This window comes from Nocardia veterana NBRC 100344, from assembly GCF_000308855.1.
Classification (GTDB): Bacteria; Actinomycetota; Actinomycetes; order Mycobacteriales; family Mycobacteriaceae; genus Nocardia; species Nocardia veterana.
Genome location: NZ_BAGM01000210.1, coordinates 82069 through 104873, shown reverse-complemented (window position 1 = coordinate 104873; position 22805 = coordinate 82069). Strand labels below are relative to the sequence as shown.

Annotated in this window: 15 protein-coding genes and 4 tRNA genes; 7 read left to right on the top strand and 12 right to left on the bottom strand. The window is 67.8% G+C overall.

The annotated features are described in order from the left end of the window. The 4 genes from ON37_RS30700 to ON37_RS30685 all read right to left on the bottom strand — a co-directional run. Positions 1-454: SRPBCC family protein (locus tag ON37_RS30700; protein ID WP_085997425.1), on the bottom strand; the 454-nt coding region annotated here is incomplete at its 3' end. Positions 455-520: 66 nt separating this feature from the next. Next, positions 521-595: transfer RNA gene (locus ON37_RS30695), tRNA-Val, on the bottom strand. A gap of 17 nt (positions 596-612) precedes the next feature. After that, positions 613-683 (bottom strand) — tRNA-Cys (locus ON37_RS30690). Between the two features lie 23 nt (positions 684-706). Continuing rightward, positions 707-779: transfer RNA gene (locus tag ON37_RS30685), tRNA-Gly, on the bottom strand. Between the two features lie 517 nt (positions 780-1296). Between ON37_RS30685 and ON37_RS30680 the strand changes: the two genes are divergently transcribed. Beyond that, positions 1297-1368 (top strand) — tRNA-Val (locus tag ON37_RS30680). Positions 1369-1919: 551 nt separating this feature from the next. On the opposite strand, the gene ON37_RS30675 is transcribed toward ON37_RS30680, so the two are convergent. Next, positions 1920-3332, bottom strand: a complete 1413-nt coding sequence (locus ON37_RS30675; protein ID WP_040724559.1) for an outer membrane protein assembly factor BamB family protein — start codon at positions 3330-3332, stop codon at positions 1920-1922. A gap of 176 nt (positions 3333-3508) precedes the next feature. Here ON37_RS30675 and ON37_RS30670 point away from each other — a divergent pair, with 176 nt between their 5' ends. Together ON37_RS30670 and ON37_RS30665 are read left to right on the top strand one after the other, a co-directional pair. Continuing rightward, positions 3509-4231, top strand: a complete 723-nt coding sequence (locus ON37_RS30670) for an SDR family oxidoreductase (protein ID WP_040724558.1) — start codon at positions 3509-3511, stop codon at positions 4229-4231. 142 nt (positions 4232-4373) lie between these two features. Next, positions 4374-4928 carry a hypothetical protein gene (locus ON37_RS30665; RefSeq protein ID WP_040724556.1) on the top strand — a complete coding sequence of 185 codons (555 nt, stop codon included), beginning with the start codon at positions 4374-4376 and terminating at the stop codon, positions 4926-4928. Here ON37_RS30665 and ON37_RS30660 read toward each other — a convergent pair. From ON37_RS30660 to ON37_RS30650, 3 genes are all read right to left on the bottom strand, one after another. Then, complete coding sequence (locus ON37_RS30660) at positions 4912-6162, bottom strand: NAD(P)/FAD-dependent oxidoreductase (RefSeq protein ID WP_051032346.1); 1251 nt, start codon at positions 6160-6162, stop codon at positions 4912-4914. The genes ON37_RS30665 and ON37_RS30660 overlap by 17 nt on opposite strands. Positions 6163-6243: 81 nt before the next feature. Further along, positions 6244-6717 (bottom strand): RrF2 family transcriptional regulator, encoded by a 474-nt coding sequence (locus ON37_RS30655; protein ID WP_247609580.1) that lies wholly within the window; start codon positions 6715-6717, stop codon positions 6244-6246. A 72-nt stretch (positions 6718-6789) separates the two neighbouring features. Further along, complete coding sequence (locus tag ON37_RS30650) at positions 6790-7392, bottom strand: hypothetical protein (protein ID WP_040724553.1); 603 nt, start codon at positions 7390-7392, stop codon at positions 6790-6792. Positions 7393-7955: 563 nt separating this feature from the next. On the opposite strand from ON37_RS30650, the gene ON37_RS30645 reads away from it, so the two are divergent. After that, the gene (locus ON37_RS30645) at positions 7956-10580 is read left to right on the top strand and encodes a helix-turn-helix transcriptional regulator (RefSeq protein WP_051032345.1); all 2625 of its coding nucleotides are present in this window, start codon (positions 7956-7958) and stop codon (positions 10578-10580) included. 315 nt (positions 10581-10895) lie between these two features. On the opposite strand, the gene ON37_RS30640 is transcribed toward ON37_RS30645, so the two are convergent. After that, a complete protein-coding gene (locus ON37_RS30640; RefSeq protein ID WP_040724552.1) occupies positions 10896-11714 on the bottom strand; it encodes a class I SAM-dependent methyltransferase in 819 nt (272 codons plus the stop codon). 194 nt (positions 11715-11908) lie between these two features. Here ON37_RS30640 and ON37_RS30635 point away from each other — a divergent pair, with 194 nt between their 5' ends. Together ON37_RS30635 and ON37_RS30630 are read left to right on the top strand one after the other, a co-directional pair. Further along, positions 11909-18934, top strand: coding sequence for a non-ribosomal peptide synthetase (locus ON37_RS30635; RefSeq protein ID WP_168441291.1), 7026 nt, complete (start codon positions 11909-11911; stop codon positions 18932-18934). Further along, complete coding sequence (locus ON37_RS30630) at positions 18931-19626, top strand: DUF6875 domain-containing protein (protein ID WP_040724551.1); 696 nt, start codon at positions 18931-18933, stop codon at positions 19624-19626. Before ON37_RS30635 ends, ON37_RS30630 begins: the two co-directional genes overlap by 4 nt. 16 nt (positions 19627-19642) lie before the next feature. Here the strand turns inward: ON37_RS30630 and ON37_RS30625 are convergent, their stop codons facing one another. The 3 genes from ON37_RS30625 to ON37_RS30615 all read right to left on the bottom strand — a co-directional run bounded on the left by ON37_RS30625 (position 19643) and on the right by ON37_RS30615 (position 22208). Beyond that, positions 19643-20137, bottom strand: coding sequence for a MerR family transcriptional regulator (locus ON37_RS30625; RefSeq protein ID WP_051032343.1), 495 nt, complete (start codon positions 20135-20137; stop codon positions 19643-19645). Positions 20138-20142: 5 nt separating this feature from the next. Next, positions 20143-20994, bottom strand: coding sequence for an SDR family NAD(P)-dependent oxidoreductase (locus tag ON37_RS30620; RefSeq protein WP_040724550.1), 852 nt, complete (start codon positions 20992-20994; stop codon positions 20143-20145). A gap of 116 nt (positions 20995-21110) precedes the next feature. Then, entirely contained in the window at positions 21111-22208 is a 1098-nt protein-coding gene (locus tag ON37_RS30615; protein ID WP_040724547.1) for an AAA family ATPase, read from the bottom strand. A 150-nt stretch (positions 22209-22358) separates the two neighbouring features. On the opposite strand from ON37_RS30615, the gene ON37_RS30610 reads away from it, so the two are divergent. Then, complete coding sequence (locus tag ON37_RS30610) at positions 22359-22793, top strand: hypothetical protein (protein WP_040724546.1); 435 nt, start codon at positions 22359-22361, stop codon at positions 22791-22793. The last annotated feature ends 12 nt before the right edge of the window (positions 22794-22805 follow it).

Below are 22805 nucleotides of genomic sequence, written 5' to 3'. Positions count from 1 at the left end.
CGCCTTCGACGATCGCCTTCATCCGATTCAGCGTCCTGGTCATATCGTTGCGGTTGCGGCGGCCGCGCGCCCAGCCGAGCAGCATCCAGTACAGCCGCAGCGGCGCGCTCGCCGCCAGCTCGAAGGCTTCGGTGACAGCGGTACCCCCGTCCCGCGGCTCGAGCCGATAGCTCCAGCGATTGACGGTCGACCCGCCAGGACCGAGGACGACGAAGGCGAATTCCCGCTCGGGGTCACATGCGACCACTCGGCACGTGGTCCAGTACACCGGCCCCACCTCGTTGCGCCGCACATGTCCGCGGAAGGTCGCTCCGACAGCGGGACCGGTTGCGCCACCGAGCCATTCGGCCTCGAAGGTTTCCGGGCTGAACTCGCCGATCCGGGTGATATCGCTGACGAGATCCCAGACCGCCGCGGGGGAGGCCGCCATATGAACGGTCACCGAATCGCGCACCGCGTCTCCTCTCCGAACGCCCAACAAGAAAGGCACCCTCGAAAGGGTGCCTGACCTGTATGTCGTTGGTGCGCGATACTGGGATTGAACCAGTGACCTCTTCCGTGTCAGGGAAGCGCTCTCCCGCTGAGCTAATCGCGCGTGGTTCGCCTACTCAGAGGCGGCGACGGGAATCGAACCCGTGTGCACGGCTTTGCAGGCCGTTGCCTCACCACTCGGCCACACCGCCAACCAAGGCCGGGTTGGCCTTCGAGCGGATGACGGGATTCGAACCCGCGACCCTCACCTTGGCAAGGTGATGCGCTACCAACTGCGCTACATCCGCACGCTGCTTCTCCGGGGCGTTTCGGCCCCTTCCGGCTGCGAGAGAGAACATTAGCCCACAACCCGCGCGGTCAACAAATCGGCTGGTAAACGGGGGTAAATGACAAGGATGTGGTTCTGGAGGGTGACGGTGCGACGGGCGGGGACGTCGTGGCCGGGGCGGGATCGTGGAGCGGTCCGCGTGGGCGGGAAGGGTGCTGCAGACGCATCCGGTCTCGAGGCCACCGAACGTGCCACCCCACGACATCCGTATCGGTCGCCAGCTCCCGCCGTCGATCCGCGCACACCCCCCATGACGCCGGCCACAGCAGGCGTCATGGGCCTCGATTCGCGAGCCCGGCCGCCCATCGCCCACCTGCCGGCCCCGGGGCGCCACACCCCCTGCGCCCGTTCCTGTCCCACGCCCCGCAACCCCCGGCGATTCCTCCAGCTCAGCCCCCGATTTGGTGTGACACCGGTGATGCGTGTTAAGGTTCCATCTCGTTCGGAACGGCACCCCAGCCGCCCCGAATTCCCACGGTCCCATAGCTCAGTGGGAGAGCGCTCGCCTCACACGCGAGAGGTCGCTGGTTCGAACCCAGCTGGGACCACAATTATGTAATTCCTGGTCAGGGTCTTTTCGGGTTCTGGTCTTTCGTTGTCTCAGGGTTGGCTTCTTGCCTGTGTAGTCCTCTGAACTGCGGAATGTCGTAGTTTTCCTATTTCGAACCCAGCTGGGTGTTTGGCCTCTTTTGTTGCAGGTGTGGCAGAAGTGATGCTTGTGGCTACCGGACCCGTTGCACGATTCAGTTGTGGTGATTTCCTCCTGCGGGTCGCATGGATGTTCTCGCGGCGCACGCTTTGGCGTGGCGCACCGACTCGGGTCACTGCAGAGTTGTGGCGGTATGGAGAGCTGTCGATCGCTGTCCCGGTCACGTTCCGACCGCCGGCGATACGGGCAGCCGCCGGCGAAATATCAAGCGGTGCAACGACTTGTCAGCGCGATCGCCGCCTGGGCGGCCCTGCTGGTGCGGCAGTCGACGCGGCGGTCACGCAGGTGCGCCGCTTCGCTGGTGAACGTGTGTCGCATCGGCCACCCACCCCGCGGGCGGGCGACCGTAGCCGGGTGCGCGAATGGCCTCGATGGCCACTGTTCTCGGCATCATGTCGCGGCGTATCCGGTGAATTCATGCGCGGTCACGGTGACCATGCGACGGCCCATCGCCCGCACCTGGGAGTGGAGTCTGGGGTCGCCGCTGGGCGGCAACAGCATCGACCACACCGGAGTTCCGTTGTCGCCATCGATCGCCTGCACGGTGACTCCGTCGGTCAGGATGAGATGGGTCGCGTCGGTGATGCCGTCATAGTTTGTGAATTTCGTGGCGTGTTCGAACGGCGAGGGCCGCTGCCAGATTCGATGCCCGTCGGTGAGATCGAGCCCGGAAAGTGTTGTGCCGTCGAGTGATCGGACGATCACGGTGTCTCGCACCACACCCTCGATCGCGTCCTTGCGCCCGGCTGTGTCGTCGATGCCGATCTCGGGATTGGTCCACAAGATCGCACCGGTGGTGCGGTCGTAGGCGCTTTCACCGGTCAGGATCGGCAGTGGCGACGCGGTGGCGACCGGGTACCACTCGAGCATGAAGCCGGCATTGGCGACGTCGGTGATGCGGTGTCCGTCGCGGCCGAGCAACGCGACCTGTCCCGCGGTGCCGTTGCGATCGATCACCTGCGAGGCGATCATGCCGCCGTCGAAGACATAGCCGACCGGTCCGGTGAAAAGCGGTTCGCCGGTGCGCAGATCGTAGACACGAATGTTGCCGTAGCGCCCGTTCCGGAAGTAGTGCGGTGCGCTGATGACGGGTCTGACCGGCTCTCCGGGAACCACCGCCGGAAAAGTCTTACGCCAGCTCGCAGCGATATCCGAGACGGTTCCACGCGTGAGGACGGCGGTCTGCCAGTCCGCGGTTCGCCCGGCCACCGTGACGACGCCGTCGCGAGCATCGACCTGCGCCACCTCGAAATCGGTGATGTGGTCGGTGAGCACTGTGCCCGTCGCGCTGTCGACGATCAGGACCCGATGGGTGTCCCAACAGCTCAGCAGGCCCTGAAACACCTGCTCGGCGCAGCCGGCGATCGCACCGACATCGATGGCCCAGCGGGGTTTTCCGGTGTCGGGGTCGATCCCGTGCAGTCGCACCGCGCTGACCGGCTGCCCGACCCCGTCGCCCGCGCTGTCCGGCACCGCGGTGGCCGCCACGATCGTGGTCCCGGCATCCATCGGCGTGCCGTTTCCGTAGTAGACGTTCAGACTGTGCGGAGCGGACAGGAGAACAGCGCCGGGGTCAGCGGACAGATCGGCGGCGCGCACCGTCCAGCGCGGAGTGGGTGCGGAACCTAGAGCGGGCTCGATACGAAACTTGCCACCGACCACCGGTGGCGGTTGCTGGGACTGCCGTGGGGATCGGTCCGCCCAGCCGACCGCAGCGACACTCACCACGACGGCGACGACCAGCACCGCGATCCAACTTCGACGCCGGTGCGGACCGGTGAACCACTGTGCAGCCGTGTTCATGCGGAGGGGTCTCCTTCATACATCTATCCGGACCGAGAACTGGCCGAACTGGGCGAATCTGCAAGGTATCAGCCGTCGTTGCAGGGTTGCGATCGCGAGCACGCCCCATCGCTGGTGGTTTCGCGCAGCTCGAAGCCGGCAGCCGATGTTCGCGGGGCGGATGCGAAAGTTGGTGTATGTGCGCTGCGACATCCGATGTTTTGGTCACAGGAGCGACCGGTGAGATCGGTGCGGAAATCACCCGGCGGCTGTCCGCCGAGGGGTATCGCGTCATCGGCCTCGCACGGCGGGCGCCGGGATCGGAGTTCCCGGGTGAGTTCTTGGTGTGCGATCTCGCCGACGAGGCCGAGACGGCGCGGGCCGTAAAGACGGTGGTCGAGCGGTACTCGGTCGATCGGATCGTGAACAACGCCGGCATCGCCGAACCGCAATCGCTCGACGAGCTCGATATGGCTGTCGCCCAGCGGGTCTGGGACGTCAATGTGCGCGCGTCGATGCAACTTGTGCAGGGTTTGGTGCCGGGGATGCGTGCCCGAGGTTTCGGCCGGATCGTGAACATCGCCTCGCGCGCGATCTACGGGGCCCGCGACCGCACGGCCTACGCGGCCGCCAAAAGCGCGCTGGTCGGCTGCACCCGCACCTGGGCACTGGAACTTGCCCCCGACGGCATCACTTCCAATGCGATCGCACCCGGGCCGATCGGCACCGAGCTGTTCTACCGGTCCCGCCCGCGTGGCAGCGAAGCAGAAGCCCGTGCGCTCGCCTCGATTCCGGTGGGTCGGCTCGGAACTCCGGCCGACGTAGCCGCCGCCACATGTTTCCTGCTGTCCGATGAGGCCGGATACATCACGGGCCAAGTGCTGAATGTGGATGGCGGCGGCAGCTTGGGAGGACGTTGATCGGACCCATGCCGTACGACGTGTCGGTGGCGGCCGGGATACCGCCCAGGACCGTCCGCGACTCGTGCGAGGATGTCACCGTGGAGCTCGAAAATCCGAAGCGCCTCACCGAGTTCGTCGATCGGGATCGGGGCTCGGTCGAGTGATCGAACTCGGCGCCGATCCCGTCGGGCGGATTCGCCAGATCTTCGCCGCAGCCGTGGCGGATGGTCTGCGTGGCGACTCGGTCAGCGGGGCTTCCGATGCCGAGATCGACGCATGGGCGACGGGGCAGGGTGCTCGCGCGGTGCCTGCCGCGGTCCGTGAAGTGCTCCGGCTGCTCGGACGCGACCATGGGCTCTGGCTGGCCGGTAGCTCGCTCGGCGTGGTCGCCGTGCAGCGGCAGGCGAAGAACCACCTTGTGGCGACGTTGCCGTCGCTGGGTGATCCGCTGGTCGATCCCGAGGGCGCGCTGGTGCTGGTGGACCATCAGTCGTACACCTTCCACGTGGTGGACGGCGCGGATCTCGACCTGCCGGATCCACCGGTCTGGCTCGTCACCGAGCGAGAAGGGTCCGAAAAGCGATGGGGCACAGTGTCTTTCTGGTTTCGCGCCCTGACACCCGACGTTGCGCGGCTGCGTGAACGACTGGAAATCATGCAAGAGCTGGATTCCGGTCGAGTTCCTGGTTGGGCCCGCTTCATCGAACCTCGTTGACGACAGAATCGAGATTCTCGGGCTGCGGAGCGAGCTGCCGCACCGAAAACCGATAATCGGCCTGGCGCAGCAGTTCGTCGGGATCGTCGGTGGGCGGGTAGATGAACAGCTCGTTCACCCTCTGCTTGCGTGCCTTGGCGGCAGCTCCGGTGGCGATCACCCGACGGTCCCAGCCGTTGCTGAACATGGCGTCGGTGGAACCGAGATCCAGGCAGGTGACGTAGGGTTCGCCCACGAACGGGACGAGCGGGAGGCCCAGGTCCTCGGCGACGGCGTTGTGGCCGGCGTATTTACCCAGTTGCAGGGCGTGCTGGCAACATTGCAGGACTCGGGTGCGCTCGTCGGCGGGCGTCGCGGCGGTGTCGCCGGCAACGTATACGCCCGGCGCATCCGGTGCGCGCAGATATTCGTCGACGTGAATCCGCCCCAGCCGGTCGCGATCACCCGGGATGTCGGCGGTGAGCGGGCTGGCTTGCACTCCGGCGGTCCAGACCACGGTGGCGGCGGCGATCCGGCTCCCGTCGGACAGCGTGACACCGCCGCGATCGACGGCGGCCACGCTCACGCCGAGCCGTTGCGCCACATCGAGTCTCGCGAGAACTTTCAGAATGTGCGGGCGGGGGCCGGGGCCGAGTTCGGGGGCGATCTCGTCGCTCCGCTCGACCAGTACGATCCGGGGAACCTCACCCGGCACGCGCTCGGCGATCGGCCGGAGCCGGTCCACCAGTTCGGTGGCGATCTCCAGACCGGTGAAGCCTGCGCCGACGACGACTACGGTGAAACGCCCGTCCGCGGGCGGGATCTCCGGCAACCGGTGCAGGTGCGCGTCGAGCGCCGCCGCGGCGGGCAAGGTGTCCACATCGTGCACCAACTCGGCGCCCGGTATCCGCGGCCGCCTCAGCTGGCTCCCGGTGGCGAGAATCAGTTTGTCGTAATCGGATCGGATGCTACGACCGTCCGAGCCGACCCCGGTGACCGTTCTCCGATCGGTATCGATGCCGGTGACGATCGCGGGTATCCGGCGCACACCGACGGGACCGAGGATTCGATCCAGCGGTACGCGCATGCGGTCGGGGCCGGCCTCGTAGAGCCGAGGCCGGATCACCAAGTCGTCCCCGGGGGCTACCACGGTGACCGACACGTCTTCGGCGCCGTGTGCGCGGGCGAGTCGTACCGCGCTCGCCGCGCTCCAGACACCGGCGAAACCGCTGCCTACCACGAGAATCTTGGACACGAAGCTATTCCTTCCGTATTCGGGATACAAAATATCCCCTTTTTTGCCATGGCGGTTTTGCCGGTGGATGTTCTCGACCGGCTAGGGGTTCATGGTTTCGAAACCGCGCCTAGTGCGTGTCCCCGAACTCGCCGGTGCGGCCGCCACCAGATCGGCGATGGTCTGCGCGGCGAGTTCACGCCGCCACGCGAGTTCCGCGCGTCGCATCGCCACCGCGATACCGCACGCGTGGGCGAACTCCTTGTCTGCCGTCGCACCGCTGAGCCCGCGGCGGCGAATCTCGGTGCAGCGGAACGGATCCACCCCGCCTTCGACGGCGGTCACCACCTCGAGGAGTGTGATCCGCTCCGGCGGGCGGGCCAGGCTCAACCCGCCCCCCACCCCCGGGGTCGAGGTCAAGATCCCGGCGCGGACCAACGCTTGCAGCCGCTTCTTCAAATATTCCACCGGCAGGTCGAACCAGGCCGCCAGCCGCGCGATCGGCACCGGGCACTGATCCTGCAGCCAGGCCAGCGTCACGCAGCAGTGCAGGCTCCACTCGACGCCCTCGCCCATCTTCACAATAGGGATATTAGATGTCCCCATTAGAAAAGGGAAGGGAAGGCGCACGATGCCCCCGTCATCGGGTCATCCGGATCCCAGGTCTGCCCGCGCCCGTTCCGCGATCTCGTCGATGCTGGTGTCGTTCACGAACTTCTGAATCGCCGTGATCCCCACGGTCGCGACTCGGTGCCACTCGTCGTCGTCCGAGACCGTGTTCGGATGATCATCGAGGTAGTTTCGAACTACCAGCAAGGAGGAGCCCGGTTCGGACACCAAGGCTGTCAACGCGCGGTCGCGGCGGGCGAGGAGAGGACCCATCTCGCTGCCGACGATCCGCACGGCGGCTTCCGCGCGCATATTCGATTGCACGAGCTGCGGAAGTTTGTTCAGTTCCGCTGCGATGGTGGCACGGTCGGGAGGATGGGCGCTCAATGCGGCATTGATCGTCCCCAGCTGGCCTTCGAGGTCCATGAAGGACGTGACGTACTCCGTGTACACCTCGCGCCGATCCTTGCGCACCGCCTGCGCTGCGGTGATGTGCTCCTGTCGGCTCATCTCGGAGTTGCTCACACTCATGGATGCCCACGCCGATATCCCAGCCGAGATCACGGCCGCAGCGACCGCGGTGACCAGCGCGTAGCGCCCGTTCCGGGTCGCGATCTGCAGATCGCGCCGAAGTGCTGCCAAATCGAACGAGGACGCTGGGGCCGATGGTTCGGCCGGACCTGCGGATTCCGGGGGAATCCTCGGTGTCGGGGTCTCGTCTTCCATGTGCTCAAATTACGTAGCGCCCGTCCCTCGAGGTGGCGGACGCGCACGAAAGTGATCAGTTTTTCGATGCCACCGGGTAGCCGCGGCGCAGTTCGGGGAGGGTGCTTGCAGAGCGGGCAGTCGCATCAGTCGCTCCAGTTGGAGCGTCGCGCCCCACGCGCACGTAGCCGACTACTCCTCTCGAGGTGCGGGCGTACCTGTCTTGCGACGATCGCCGCCGGGGCGTGTAATCGATGTGGGTCGGTGGCGAGCAAATGTGGCTGAGCGGGACAGTCCGGCATCGAGGCCGCGGCTGTTCGGGCGATAGACCGCTGGGTGCGGGTCGAGCCGATGTCATCGGCAGTCGTTCGGATCGAATCTGCTTCGGTTGATGTGGATTCGGCGATCCGGGAACACCTCTGGTCCGTTTTCGCTGCCATCGGCGTATGGACGCCGATCAGTCGACAGAGAGGTTTCGTTCCGTAACAAGGGTCGAGAACATGGTGGTGTGGAAGTGGCCGTTGGTCGGAAGGGATGCCGAATTGGCGTTCATCTCGGCGGCCATGCGGGGCCGAGACCATTCGCAACCCGGAGTGGTGGTTGCCGGGCCCCATGGTGTCGGTAAGACCCGGTTGGCCCGCGAGGCCCTGGCCAAGGCCGTCCGCAGCGGTGCCCGGGAGCGCTGGGTGGTCGGCACCAAGTCCGGTCGGTCGGTACCGCTCGGCGCACTGGCCAGACATTTGCAGGAAGACGGTGCGGCGAGCGAGTCCGGGAGGCCGGCGCTTCCCGCGGCACGCGCACTGGCCGCACGCATCGATGGCCGTCGGGTGGTCGTCGGTGTCGACGACGCGCATCTGCTCGATGAACAATCCGCGATGGCGGTGCATCAGCTGGTCCTCACGGGCACGACGCCCGTGGTCATGACCGTCGGAGCCACCGACAGCGCTCCGGATGCGATCACATCGCTGTGGAAGGACGGGTATCTGGAACGGCTCGACCTGCGCCCACTATCGCTGCGGGAGGTCACCGCGCTGCTGGAAACCGTGCTGGGCGGCGAACTGGAACGTTCGAGCGCCGAGCGCCTGTGGCGGCTCGCCGGCGGCACCGTCTTGTTTCTGCGGCTGCTCGTCACCGCCGAATGTGAGGCGGGCCGGCTGCGGCTGGAGTCCGGTGTCTGGCGATGGTCCGGTGACGTGGGGTTACCCACCACCCTGACCTGTCTGATCGAAGCACAGATGGGCGCCCTCGACCCGCTCGTCCGCCAGGTTGTCGACATCCTTGCGATCGAGGAACCGCTCACCCTGAGCGTTCTGGAAGAACTCGTGGGACGCCGAGCGATCGAACAGGCCGAGGAACGTGGGCTGGTGACGGCGCAACTGCGGGATGGGCAAGGCATGTCCGTGCGCCTTGCCCACCCGCTGTACGGCGAGGTCCGGCGCGATCGGACGGGGACACTGCATGCCATTCGCCTGCGCGGAAGAGTCGCGCGGGCTCTCACCCGGCCGCCGTGCACCTCCGCCGCCCGGTTGCGGGCGGCCGTACTGACCATGCAGTCCGACCTCCCACCCGAACCGCAGCTCTTCATGGACGGCGCGCGCATCGCTCTGGGCCGCGGGGACGCGAAATTGTGTGCGCAGCTCGCCGGTGCGGCGGCGACCGCGGGGAGTGGTCTTCCGGCGCGATGGTTGCGCGCGCACGCGTTGGCGATGAACGGGGAGGGCACACAGGCAGAGCACGAGCTGGCGGCGTTGGCGGATGTGGGCGACGAGGCGCAGCGTGCGCGGGTCGCGATCGACCGCGTGACGAACATGTTCTGGAGCCTGGGCCGGGTCGCCGACGCGAGGCTGATCCAAGCGCGGGCGCGGTCGTCGATCACCGATCGTGACGCACAGCAGAGCTTGATCGCGCTCGGCGCCGTTCTCGATCTGTGCCGTGGCCATCCGCGCGTCGCGGCCCGCGCGGCGCGCGGAGTTCTCGACAGCGGCTGCGCCGACCCTGCCGCCGTCGCACCGGCGTGCTATGCCCTTGTCGGTGCGCTCGGGGTCCTCGGCAAAACAGACCGGATCGGTCCCCTGGCCGAGCGCGGCGCCGTCGCGGCGCGCAGTCACGATACGAGCATTTTGCCGATCGCGGTGCATATGGAGCATGTTCATGCCCTGGTCAACGCCGGATATCTGCACCGCGCCCAGGAATTGGCCGCCGATGTGCGTCAAATGGCCGCCGACGCGCCGGCCCCGATCCGGACCGCGGCGATGTTCGTGGACGGGCGGGTCGCCCTGCGCTCCGGCCGCCTCGCCGAGGCACTGCGCGCGCTTCGCGAGGCGACCGCCGGCCTGGGTGGGCGCGACGCGTTCGGAATGCGATATGCCTGTCGCGTCGCGCTCGCACAGACCCTCGCACTCATCGGTGACGCCGACGAGGCGGCGGAGGCGTTGGCGGCAGCGGAGGCCGCCCGGCACCCCGGGTACTCGTTCCTCGACCCCGAGTTGATTCGGGTACGGGCCTGGGTGGTGGCCGCGGGGCAGCAGCCCAGCGCCGTGGCGATCGCCATCGCGCACGAGGCAGCGGACCTGGCCGCGAAGAACGCCCAGCTCGCATTGGAAGTCCTCGCGCTGCACACAGCAGTCCAGTTCGGCGATATCGCCTGCGCCGAGCGGCTGTCGCGCCTGGCGAGCACGGTGGACGGTCCACGAGCTCCGGCCGCGGCTCGTCAGGCCGCGGCGCTGAGCGAACGCGACGGTGCCGCGCTGGACGAGATCTCGGCGGAATTCGAACGATACGGCGACCTGCTGGCCGCAGCAGATTGCGCGGCGCAGGCAGCGGGGGCCCAGGCGTACCGCGGGATGCGGGTTTCGGCGCTCGCATCGGCGGCCCGCGCCCGCCGGATAGCGACCGCGTGCGGGGCGCACACGCCCGCCATCCGGGCAATTGCGGGGCTCGACGCCCGGCTCACCGACCGGCAGCGCGAAATCGCGACGCTCATCGGACAAGGCCTGACGAATCAGCAGATCGCGGACCGGCTGATCGTGTCGGTCCGCACCGTGGAAGGCCATATCTATCGCGCCGGGCGGCAACTCGGCGTCAATACCCGCGAGGCGCTCGCCGCCGTCGTCTGCGGGCGGTGATGACCGACCGCCGGGGACGGTCGACTCCTGGGCGCCAACGAAGTCGGGTACCGCGCTGCCGTCGCTGAGGTAGTCCACTACGTGCGCCATTGTTGTCGGCCGGGTCGAAAATCAACGGTGACACCCGTGGTGGATGACGGGTCGTCGGGGTATCGGTTCAACCGCCACCTGCATGGAGGCCGGTGTCGTCAACGTCCCCTTGTTCAGTGTCCGGAGGGATCGCCCTTGCCCGAAAGGATCATTTCGCGTCGCCGCTGTGGCTTACCGCTGCGCTGTGATTTACCGCTGCGCTGTGATTTACCGCTGCGCTGTGGCTTACCGCTGCGCGGGGGCCCGAGCGAACTGCGCGTGCGTGGTGGTCGGCCGCACGAGCGAACCGAGCGGGACGTGGTAGGCGAGTGCGAAGGGGATCGGACCGCACAGTCCGCGACCGGCCGGCAGCCGCAACTCGGTCACCGCGCTGATCGCCGGGTTGTGGCGTGGCAGGCGCGCGGCCTGACGCGCCGTCAGGTGGAACGGCATGGGCGGCCGGGTGGAGTCCGTGTCGTGGTGGGAGCGCCTGCGCAACCAGCCCGGAACCGTGTCGAAGACCATCTCCCCGCCCGGAAAGGCGTGCGCGCACTCATCGATCAAGCCGAGCGCCTCCGCGGGCTGCAAGTACCCCAGCAGCCCCTGAGCGGTGATCAAGATCCCGTCCTCGGCATCGACGCGGCCGATCCAGCGGGCGTCGAGTGCCGAGCACCCCATGACCTCGGCTCGAGCGTCCTGGGGCATGACCTGTTGACGGACCTCGATGACGCTGGGCAGATCCACCGACAGCCAGCGCAGCGAATCGGAGTCGCTACGCCAGAATCCGGTTTCGAGACCGTCGCCCAGCGCCACGACGACACCGCGCGGATGCCGGCGGGCGAAGTCGGCGACGGCACGATCGAAGCAGCGTGCCCGAAGCGCGTGCGATTGCCGTATCCGCCCGAACCCACTGAAGTCGTAGTCGATTCGCCGATACGCCCGAATCGCCACCGGATCGACGATCAGCGGTCGCGGCCGCATCGCCTCCTGTGCGCGGTCTCGCAACGTCCACAGGGTCGTCGCCGAGACCTGATCGAGTGTCACCGTCACCTTGCGTTCGGACATGAGTTCCTCGCTGGTGCAAGCAGGCCGTCGGATATGTCGCGGATTCGGGAGACACAACGCCCGGAACGGTGGGGCACGCTCCGGTACTTCCGTCGGCGTGTTTCGGAGTATTCCACATTCGCTGACGGCGCGACCTCGGGGCGGTGCACGTTCCGAAGCGAAGGAATGAGCGCATGACCTGCGAGGATTCGACTGTGAGCTCGGTGACCGCGTCCGCTCTGCCCCCGGGTGCCTTCGAGCTGTCACCGGCCCAGGCCGGGCTGTGGCATGCCCAGCAACTCCTGCCGTCGGTGCCGCTGTGCGTCGCTCACGTTCTCGATATCGAGGCCGAGCTCGATGTGGCACTCCTGCAACGGTGCGCCCTGGTCGCCGGGCATGAGCTGGGCTCACCGTTCATCACTTTCCTGCGCCACGACGGCCGGATCGTCCAGCGGGTGGACCACAGCCTGCCGCGCACGATTCGGATCGACGATTTCAGCGACCGTCCCGACCCAGCGGCAGCCGCCCGGAAATGGATCGACGCCGACCTCCGCACGCCCATCGACCTCCTCATCGATGAGCCGGGGTGCTCGCACCTGCTCCGAGTCGGCCGCCACCATTACTGGTGGTATTCGCGCGCACATCACGTGGGCATCGACGGGATCGGCGCGATGATCTTGTTGCGCCGCACCGATGAGCTGTATTCCGCGGCGTGCACCGGGATCGAAGCTCGGCCATCGGGGGCCCTCGCGCTGCCGGAGATCGTCGACGGCGAGTGCGCCTACCGTCGCTCCGCACGTGCCGAGCGTGACCGTATCTACTGGCAGGAGTGCCTCGCCGGCCTTCGCGCGGTGCCCTCGCTCAGTGGCCGGGTCGCCCCGCCGTGCGCCGTTCCGCTCGCGGCGCGTGGCGTACTGCCCGCCGATTCCGATCACGCGTTGTCGGTGGCCGCCGCTCGCTTCGATGCGCAGATTCCCGTGCTCGTCGTGGCGACTGCGCTGGCGTATCTCGCCCGGATGACCGGGGCGCGTGACGTCGTCGTCTCGCTCCCGGTCGCCGCCCGGACCACCGCGGCATTGCGTCGCTCGGCGGGCATGGTGGCGAATACCGTCCCCCTGCGCGCACACATCGGTTCGGACACGACGGTGGCGGATCTGATTCGGCAGGTGCGTCTGGCGGTGACCGGGGCGCTTCGTCACCAGCACTACCGGCTCGAGGACATCCGGCGCGACCTGGGGCCGGCGCTCGCCGGTCGTGGTGCTCTCGGGCCGGTGATCAACTTGATGCTCGTCGATGAACCGCTGCGGTTCGGTGGCGTGCCCGCCGGCGTGGAGGTGCTCCCCGCGGGTGGTGTCGAAGATGTGGCATTGCACGTGTACCGATTCGGCGCGCACGCTCCGTTGGGCATCGACCTGTCGGGTAATCCGGCCCTTTACACCGACGCCGTGCTGACCGCCCACCGGGCCCGGCTTCTGACGCTGTTGGATGCGGTCGTGGCGGCCGAGCCCGATACGTTGGTGTGCTCCCTGCCGCTGCTCACGCCCTCGGACCGGGCGAACCTGCACGATCGCGCGCGCGAGTACGACGAAACATCTTCTGCTGCACTACTTCCCGACATCCTCGCCGAAGGCGCGGCACACGCACGCGCGGCCGCGGTCGAGGCGGCGGGCGTTCGGTGCGAGTATGCCGAACTCGACAGCCGGTCCTCGCAATGGGCCCGTGAGCTCATCGCGGTGGGGGCGGGACCCGAAACTGTGGTGGCGGTGCTCGTCGATCGGTCGTTCGCTTCGGTGCTGGCGTTCTGGGCCGTCGCCAAGACCGGCGCGACGTGGATGCCGATCGACCCCGCGACCCCGGATGACCGGGTCGCTCGGATGCTCGCGGACGCTCGTCCGATAGCCGGGCTCACCGTCGGCGACTACGCCGGTCGGCCATCCGGCGGGCTCCGGTGGTTCGTCGTGGACGACCCGGAAACGTCCGCCCGGGTCAGCGCGCGTGCGGCCTCGCCCGTTCTCGATTCGGAGCGGACCCACCCGTTGCGCAGTACCCACCCCGCCTACCTGATCTACACATCCGGGACCACCGGCTCGCCCAAAGGCGTGTCGATCACCCACCGCGGACTGGCGAATCTGACTCGATACGTCGTGGAGCACTATCGGGTCCGGCCATCGTCACGCGTGTTGCTGGCGCACGCCCCGGGCTTCGACGCGGCACTGCTCGAACTGCTCGCCGCGTTCGGCGCCGGTGCCACCATGGTCGTCTGTCCGTCCGACGTCATCGGCGGCAGCGCACTCACCCGGCTGCTCGCCGACAGGCGGATAACCCATTACCTGTCCACCCCGGCGGTGCTCGCGACCGTGGATCCGGCCGCGCTGCCCGAACTGGAGACGGTCGTCACCGGCGCCGAGGCGTGCCCACGAACCATCGCGGCGGCGTGGAGCGAACGACACCGGCTGATCAACAGCTACGGTCCGACCGAGACCACCGTGATCGCCACCCAGACCGAACCACTCGGCATCGATGGTCCGATCACGATCGGCACACCGGCCGCGGGTGCGAAAGTGGTTGTGCTGGACCGGCGGCTGCAACGGCAGCCGCGCGAAGCGAGCGGCGAATTGTATGTCTCGGGCCCCGGCGTCGCCCGGGGGTATCACCGCTGTCCGGCCCTGACCGCCACCCACTTCGTCGCCGATCCCTACGGCCCGGCCGGGAGCCGGATGTATCGCACGGGCGACCTGGCACGGCGGCGTCTCGACGGAGCCTTCGACTACCAGGGCCGTGGTGACAGCCAGATCAGCCTGCGGGGTATTCGGGTGGAACCGCACGAGATCGAATCCGCGTTGGCGGATGACCCGCAGGTCGCTCGCGCGGCGGTGGCCATCCATCCCGGTCCCTCCGGTGACGTGCTCGTCGCCTACCTCGTCCCCGCCGGCGCCGAACTCGCCGCCGATTCGGTGCTTTCGCGGGTACGGCAGGCGCTGCCGCAACCACTCGTACCGACCACTGCGATCGTGCTGCCGGAACTGCCTCGGACCGCCAACGGCAAACTCGATCGCGCCGCGCTGCCCGCTCCGGACCTGACCCCGGCGCGCCACCGTGCGCCGCGGACCCCCACCGAGGAGGCGGTCGCGTCGACGGTCGCGCAGCTGCTCGGCATCGTGCGGGCAGGGCTCGACGACGACTTCTTCGCCCTGGGCGGCCACTCGCTGGCCGCTACGCAACTTGCGTCCCGGCTGTCCGAATCCACCGGGGTGGTGATCGGGGTGCGCGACGTTTTCGAGCATCCGACCGTCGCCGCCTTGGCACGTCGGATCGATGCGGGATCCGAGGGCGCCGCGCTCGTGAAACTCACCCGGCGAGAGCCGCGTCCGGGACGCATCCCGCTCGCGCCCGCACAGCGACGGTTGTGGATCGCCAACCAACTGGATCCGGACAGCCCCGCGTACAACATGCCGTTCGCGGTCCGGCTGGACGGCCCGCTCGACACCGGCGCGCTGACCGATGCGCTGCGCGATGTGCTGGAACGACACGAACCGCTACGAACGGTATTCCCCGCCGATGCGCACGGGCCGACCCAGCGGGTCCTGCCGGTCGACGAGAGACAGCTCGACCTGTCCCCTCAGCCGATCGAACCCGAGAAACTCGACGCACGGCTCGAGGCGCTGGCCTCGGCGGGTTTCCACACTTCGGTCGAGCCGTGTTTCCGGGTCACCCTGCTGCGGTTGGCGCCCTCCGCGCACGTGCTGGTGCTCGTCCTGCATCACCTGGTGGCCGACGGTTGGTCGATGGGTCCGCTGGCCCGCGATCTCGGCGCCGCATACGCCGCTCGCAGTGCCGGGGACCCGCCCGGATGGTCCCCGCTACCGGTCACCTATGCCGACTACGCCCTCTGGCACACCGATGTCCTCGGTGATCCGTCGAACCCCGATTCCCTTGGCGCAGAGCAGATCCGGGGCTGGCAGCAGCGACTGGCGGGCCTGACACCGGAGCGCGTGCCGCCGTCCCGTCCCGGCGCGATCCGTCGCACCGCTCGCGGTGACCACATCACAGTCCCGGTGGACCCGGTGGCCTGTCAGCGACTGTGCCGCGTCGCGCACGCCGTCGGCGCGACAGATTTCATGGCCTACCAGGCCGTGACCGCGGTGTGGCTGCAGCGCCTGTCCGGCGGCGGCGACACCGTCGTCGCCACACCGACCAGCGGTCGTGGCGATCGCCGGCTCGACGCGCTGGTGGGTATGTTCGTCAACACGATTCTGTTGCGCGCGCAGGTGAACCCCCGCGACAGTTTTCGCCGCATCCTGTCGCGAGTCCGGGATTTCGACGTCGCCGCCTTCGCGCACTCCGACGTTCCGTACGAACAGGTCGTCGCGGCGATCGGCGCGTCCGAGATGCCGCCGGCACAGACGATGCTGATCGTGGAAACGGCGATCAGCACGCAACCCACGCTTCCCGGGCTGCAGCTCACGGAGGTTCCTCTCGAATTGTCCGTCGCGCGGTTCGACCTCGACGTCACACTGACCCAGCGGCGCGACGCCGCCGGGACCTTGATCGGCGTCGACGCGCGATTCGGCTATGCCGCAGACCTTTTCACCCGCCGCACCGCCGAGGCGTACGCCCGCATGTTCTCGACGCTGGTGACGATGCTGGCCGACGACCCGGACACGGAGCTCGGCCGCCTCGCACCGGCCGCACCGCCGGTCACACCACCCGCTCCCGCGCCTGCGGCCCGGACACTGCCCGAACTGCTCGCCGCCGGCGCCCACCGAAACCCCGACGGGCTCGCGATTCGAGACGGCGACCGCGCGCTGTCCTACCGCGCCCTGGAATCGCGGGCAGCCCGCTTGGCGCGCGAGCTGATCGAACTCGGCGTAGGGCCCGAGCAGATCGCCGCCATCGCGATTCCCCGCAGCCTCGAATCGGTCCTCGCCTGGTGGGCCGTCACGATGACCGGTGCCGCAACACTGATGATCGACCCCGACCAGCCCCGCGGGCGGATCGCGACCGTGATGAGCGACGCCCGACCGGTATCCGGGGTCACGCTCGCACGCCATGTCGTGGATCTGCCACAACCTGCCCGCGGCTGGGTGGTCCTCGACGATCCCGAGACCAGGTCGCATATCGCCGGCCGGTCCTCGGACGCGGTGGCCGACGCCGAACGCACGGTGCCACTGCACGTCGATCATCCCGCCTACGTGACGTTCACCTCCGGCACCACCGGACGGCCTAAGGGAGTCACGGTCACCCATCGCGGGCTCGCGGCCCTCACCGCACACCTGACCGACCGCTATCGCGTCGGAGCCGAGGCCCGGATAGCGCACGCGCACGCACCCGTCTTCGACGCCTCGTTGCTCGAGCTGCTCGCCGGATTCGGTTGCGGCGCAACCGTGATCGTCGTTCCGCCCGGCATCGTCGGCGGTGCCGAGCTGACCCGGCTGCTCGCGCGCGAACGTGTGACCCACTACCTGTCCTCGCCGGTCGTGCTGTCCAGTCTCGACGCCGGACAACTGACGGACCTTCGAACGGTGGTCACCGGAGGAGAGCCCGTCGACACCGGGGTGATCACCCGCTGGGCACACCCGCAACGCCGCCTGATCAACAGTTACGGACCGACAGAAGCGACCGTGGTGTCCACCCAGACCGATCCGCTCACACCGGACGGGCCGGTGTCCATCGGGGCACCCATACCCGGCGTCAGCGCCCTGCCACTGGACAATTGGCTCGCCCTGCGCCCGCCCGATGTGCCCGGAGAGCTGTATCTGGCCGGCCCCAGCCTCGCCCGCGGCTACCACGGCGACGCCGCCGCCACGGCCGCACACTTCGTCGCCGATCCGTATGGCCCGCCGGGCAGCCGCATGTATCGAACCGGTGATCTCGTATGCCGCCGGCACGACGGAAGATTGGATTACCACGGGCGGGTCGACGGTCAGATCAACCTGCGCGGGCACCGCATCGAGCCGGGAGAGATCGAAACCCTGCTCGCCGCCCACCCCCAGGTTTCGCGCGCCGCGGTCGCGGTGTACCACCAAGGGCTTCCCGACGCGCGAATGGTCGCGTATCTGGTCCCCGCCAACGGCGCGGTCGATTCGGACGACGTGCTCGCCAGGGTCCGCGAGTTGCTACCGAGCCACCTCGTTCCCGCCAGTGCGTGCGTGGTTGCCGCCTTGCCGACGAATCAGGCCGGAAAATTGGATCGCGCGGCCCTGCCCGCACCCGCACCCGCGTCGTCGCGCCGGCCCGCGGCCGGCGATTCCGAGGAACTTGTCGTGCGGGCTGTCACCGAGCTACTCGGCGTCGACGACGTCGCCGCGAACGACAACCTCTTCGCGCTCGGCCTCCATTCGCTCACCGCCACCGAACTCGCCGGCCTCCTGTGCGCGCGAACCGTGGCGCCGATCACCGTGCGGGACATCTACGCCCATCCCACACCCGAATCGCTTGCCGCACATATCGATCGAGGTGGGGCGGCATCGGGCGCGGCCGACCCCGATGCCGCACTGCGCACCGTCCTGCCGATCCGTGCGGCGGGGACATTACCGGCATTGTGGTGTATCCACTCCGCGACCGGTCTCGCGTGGTCGTTCGCCGGCCTGACCCGTCACCTCGATCCCGAGACACCGATCTACGGATTGCAACTTCCCCAACTCACCGATCCCGCTGCGGAATTCGACTCCATCGAACAGCTCGCCGACCATTATCTGACCCGGATTCGGGCGCACCAGCCCAGTGGGCCGTACAGCTTGTTGGGCTGGTCGGTCGGCGGTTCGATAGCGCATGCGATCGCCGTCCGGTTACGGGCCGAGGGGCAGTCGGTTGCGCTGCTGGCAATGTTGGACAGTGCGGCGCTGACCCACGACGCCTTCGCGGACGACGCACCGGACGGCGCGCGAATTCGACGCCTGCTGAACCGGTTCGCAGTACCCGCCGAATCGCTGGATGCCCGCCATCGTGACCAGCTCTGTCGCGCCGGTGTGCGGACGATCGACATGGCCCGGCGCTACCATCCGGCGCGCTTCCCCGGTGATCTTCTCTATTTCGGCGCCGCAAGGGGGCCCGACGCAGATCTCGGCGTGAATTCGTGGCGGCCGTTCATCGAGGGAACCATCACCACACTGCGCGTTCCCGCCGACCATGACGAAATGACAAGTGCCGCAGCCTTGGAAGTCATCGGACCGCGGCTACGGATGTACCTGCCGCGCCGTGCACATCGTGGCGATGGCCTCGACTCCGGGAAGACACCATGACTACGCCGACTACCACACTGACCGGAGCGCGTTCCGGCGCCGAATGGCTCAACCTCTTCGCCCCGGAACGGCCGGACCCCCGCGCGGCTCGGTTGACGCAATGGTCTCGCGAGTACCTCACTCAACCGCACGACGACCTCGGCAGACCGGGCGCGGTGTGCCCGTTCATCAGCCAGGCGATCGCGAAGTGCCTGTTATGGGCGACCTTCGTGGACGGTGATGTCGGCGTACCGACACTCGACGTTCTGGTCGACGATATGTACGACCAGTTCGTCCACCTCACGACGACCTCGGATTGGAAGCGCCCGCATGCCCTGATCACGGTGCTCGCGGAGCTTTCCGATCACACCGTCATCGACGAGGTCCACGCCGCCCGGAAGACACAGTTCGTCGAGCACGGGTTCATGCTCGGGCAGTTCTACCCCGGCTGCTCGCATCCCGGGCTGTGGAATCACGACTTTCACCCGCTGGACACGCCGTGGCCGATGATCGTGGCCCGCAACATGATGACAACGGACCTGCCGTTCCTGATCGCTCGACCCGACTGGCTGCGGGCCTATTTCAAAACCTTCGCCCCCGCGCTGCCCACTGCCCTCCGACGTCGTCTGGCCGACGATTTGTGCGATCACGGGGACGCGATAGCCGACATCACCGCCAACCACGCCCTCATCGGATCCGAGTACGCCCGCTGACGGCGAGAAGAGGTATTCAGACATCGGTGCCGCCCCATACCTCGCCATGGTGCCGGTAGGTGGCGATCTTGTATTCGGTGGCGGCGAGGGAGAGGTTGAGTTCGCGGATCCGCCGGCGGATGGTGTCCCGGTGTTCGAGCAGCATGTCGAGTCGTTCGGGGATCGAGTCGTCACCCGCTTCCACCAGGTGGATGTAATGGTGCAGGTCGCGCATCGGCATGCCGGACAAGCGCATGCGGGTGATGAACACCAGGCGTCGTTGTGCCTCGGCGTCGTAGACCCGGTAGCCGCGGCTGTCCCGAGTGACGGAGATCAGACCGGCTCGTTCGTAATAGCGAATCGAATGCGGGGAGAGGTCGAGCATGTCGGCGACCTCGGCGATGGACATCGGTGCCGGGTCCTCGCCCGTGTCGACCAGACGGTGAATGGTCTCCACGGGGATGGTTTCGTCGATGTCGGCGAAGTCACCGATTTCCTCGAGTATCCGTGCCATCAGGTCATCGGTGGCCATGGGCGTCATACCTCCTGAGCCGGGAAGTCGGCGGATCGCGCCACACTCGACCAGGCTCGCAGCTCGGTCAATCCGGCATCATAGGCGGCGGTGAGCCGGTCGACGGCTTCGGCGCCGAGCGGAAGCCGCAACGGTACGTCGGTCGCGTGGGCGAGGTCGGCCAAGATGACCGCCGCCCGGGCGGGATCTCCTTCCTGACGTCCATCGATTCCGGTCAGATCCGCGCGCACGGGATCGACGACCGCCGCATAGGCGCTTGTCGCATCGACGAGACGCAGCGAGTGGGGGGTGTTGAACCCGGTGCGGAACCGCGACGGCTCGACCAGCACGACACGGATGCCGAAATCGGCGACCTCGGCCGCAAGCGCTTCGGACCACCCTTCCAGAGCGAACTTGCTCGCCGAGTACGCCCCGACTCCGGGGAACGACAGTCGCCCACCCTGGCTGCTCATCTGAATGATGGTGCCGCCGCGGCGCTTTCGCATCCCGGGCAGCGCTGCCCGGGTGAGCGCCGCGGCAGCGAAGAAGTTGAGCTCGAGCTGCTCACGCAGCTCGACCATGTCGATCTCCTCGGCCGCGCCGATGATCGCGCGTCCGGCATTGTTGACCAGGACATCGACCGCGCGGGACTCGACGACCGCGGCGACCTTGTCGACGTCCTGAGCGACACGCAGGTCCGCCGAGATCACAGTCAGATGGTCGCGATACTTCGACGCGAGGTCGGCCAGCGTCTCCGTGTCACGGACCACCGCTACCACGTCCTCCCCGCGGCCGAGGACCTCGGTGGTGAGGGCTTTGCCGAAGCCCTGCGACGCGCCGGTGATCAACCATGTCGAAAAGTCACGGGTGTTCGTCATGGCGGCGACGATAGAGCTTCGAGCGCGCTCGAAAGCAAGGCCGGTTCGCGTCCTCGACGCAGCGCCGCCTGCGGGCGAGCATTCGTGGCCGGGGTCGAGGTGCCCGGCCGTTGTGGTCAGAGTTCGAGCAGCTCGACCAGATCCGCCGCGATCGCCGCGCTTGCTCGTCTGTCGGTGTCGACGACGGTGGCGCCACCGCGGGATCGTCGGAGGGCCGTTGTTTCGGCGGCGGCGCGGGACAGCAGATGCCGCTGATGCCGGACCGAGGCTCCGGCAAGTGAGTCGCCCGGCAGACGGGGCCCATCGCCGCGGCTGCGCTGCTCGATCCGCTCGGCCAGCTCGGTTTCGGATGCCCGCAGGCATACGGTGGTGACGTGTTCGCCGGCGAGCGCTTGCCGGTATCGGTGCGGCGTCCCTCTGGCAACGACGACCAGTGCCCGCGCACCGACCCCGCGATACCCGTGCCAGACTCGAAGGAGATTGTCGGCCTTGATATTCGGTGCCGAATCCGCGTCGAAGAACCCGAGCTGGTCGGCGTCGATGTAGGCGGCGGTGATACCGCGGCCCCAGAGGATCCGCAGCGCCTCCCAGCCGACGGTCGACTTGCCGACCGCGGTCGGGCCGACGAGCAACAACACCGGAAGCGGTGCGGATGCAGCCGGCCTCGCCGGCGCCGAAGCGGACGCGGTCGGGCGGGAACGTTCCTGCGGACGTAGCCGATCCGCCAGAAGGTCCACGACGTCGACCGGGGACAGTGCCGTGGTGTCCAGTGGTTCGCCGACAGCGTTGCGATCCAGGCTGTCGGCGAACGCCATCGCCTCGTCGACGCGCTCGCCGGACAAGCCCCGCGCCAGGTAGCGCCGCCGCAATTCCTCGCGGGTACACCCCAGGCGGATCACCGTGAACTCGAAATCGCTTGCCTCGGGCAGGTAGGGGGTGATTCCGTGCTGTGGATCGACGACACCGGACACGATGACATGTTCGGCTCCGTAGCGGCGGAACGTATCGAGTACCTCGACGAGGTTGGTGGTCTTCAGCCGGTGACAACCCGGGTCGTCGGCCGGCGCGGGCGCGAGCAGGCCCAGTTGATCGATATCGACGTGAGCAACGGGCCGGTTCCGTTCTCGCGCCTGGGTGTAGAGCATCCAGCCGACCGTCGACTTACCGACCCCGGGTGCACCCGTGAGCCACAACACCGATACCGGATCCGCCATAATCCTTCCAGACACACCGATTTTCGACCATCGTGCCCCGAACTGCATTGCCGCTCAATGGTTTTTTCGTGCCGCGATGTCGAGCGAGTCGGCGTGGAACCGGGGCCCGTGGGTCGCTAGCGTGTGGGGCTCGACTTTCGAGAGGACATCATGCACGCTCCTGCCCTTGTTTCCGTTCTCGCTACGGCCGCCCTCGGTAGCGCGCTGCTGCAGGCCGCGCCGGCCGCAGCCGAGTCGCACACCGGTATGCCGACGCTGTTCGCCCAGTTCGACGGCGGCCTGTGCGCGACGACCGTCAACGCCAAGGCCAACATCTTCGACGACAGCAACCAGGTCTCCATCGGCTACCAGACCGTCGACGTCGCAGGCACCGGCAGCGCCGGATGCGGGTCGTCTCTCGTCGCGGTCGTCAAGTGGCGCAATCTGGACAGTGGTGGCGTCGGTAGCGTGTCCCGGCACATGTTCCGCAACGAGACCAACTCGATATCCTTCGCCCCCGGCCCCGGTCGGATCGCGATCGAGCTGACCACACTCGGTACCCATTTCCCCGACGCCTCGCGTCTCGAAGTCGTCATGCACGGCTGATCGCTGCCGTTT